Here is a 1045-nt window from a genome sequence, read left to right on the forward strand (position 1 = left end):
GATTATGGTTTTTTATTAAAGTTTAATGGAATTAAAGAAGTTAGTGTTTTTACCAAAAACTCATTATCAATGTCTGAGGAGGAGAAAATATATAATAAAAAAAACAATGAGTTTTTACGGGAACATTTATCTCAAATACTTAAAGAATTTAAGCTAAAAAATAGAAATGTTAAAATTATTTTAAACAAGATTGAGTTGAAGTCATGATTTTAGTTGTAGATGTTTTTTATAATGATGAGGGGGTAAAAAGTGTTGCAGGTGTTTTTGAGAATTGGGGGAGTCAACATTTTTATAAAACTTATGAAATAAATATTGATAATGTAGAAGACTATGTGCCTGGTCAATTCTATAAGCGAGAATTACCATGTATTTTGAATGTGCTAGAAATTGTTGAAGAAGAATATGAATATATTCTGATAGATGGTTATGTCTTTTTAGGTGCAGAGAGTAAAGCGGGATTAGGTAAACATTTATGGGATGCATTAGCTATTAAAAAGCCAATTATTGGTGTGGCGAAAAACTACTTTAAAGATACCCCAGAAGATTGTGTTGTTTTGCGAGGTAAGAGCCAGAAACCGCTCTATATTACCTCTATTGATATTCCATTAAATGTTGCAAAAGAAAATATTATGCAAATGTATGGTAATCATAGAATTCCAAATTTAATCAAACAAATAGACTTGAAGAGTAGATCGTAGAGTTAGCTCTTACAGTTTATTCGTAAATGAAGTAATTGATGAATAAAGTAACATACTTATCAACTTTAGAAATAATGAGGAAATATTAACTAATCTAAATGCTAAGTATGTGAAAATTGAAATATATTTTGAAAGTTCATAACAGATAATCCAAAATTTCTGTAGTTTGATCTATTTATAGGAAATACCTGAATTATCTGATTATAAAATAGTATATATTAATTGGGTTTTGAGAAATGAATGAAAACTATGATTTGGTTCTAGCAAAATTTAATTCACTATTAATAAATGGAGAGTTTGAAAAGGTATTGATTTTAATTAATAATTCTAATGTATCTGAGTATATA

Annotated in this window: 2 protein-coding genes; both read left to right on the top strand. The window is 26.9% G+C overall.

The features are described from left to right. The coding region (locus ACH63V_RS18070; RefSeq protein WP_396464319.1) for a hypothetical protein at positions 1-207 on the top strand (207 nt) is incomplete at its 5' end. Beyond that, positions 204-698, top strand: a complete 495-nt coding sequence (locus ACH63V_RS18075; RefSeq protein ID WP_396464320.1) for an endonuclease V — start codon at positions 204-206, stop codon at positions 696-698. The genes ACH63V_RS18070 and ACH63V_RS18075, both read left to right, overlap by 4 nt. The last annotated feature ends 347 nt before the right edge of the window (positions 699-1045 follow it).

Source organism: Acinetobacter sp. ABJ-A23_2, from assembly GCF_044538765.1.
GTDB lineage: Bacteria > Pseudomonadota > Gammaproteobacteria > Pseudomonadales > Moraxellaceae > Acinetobacter > Acinetobacter nosocomialis_A.

Bases quoted from the DNA above. Each gene is read 5' to 3' on its own strand.
- ACH63V_RS18075 (WP_396464320.1), top strand. From the start codon at position 204: ATGATTTTAGTTGTAGATGTTTTTTATAATGATGAGGGGGTAAAAAGT.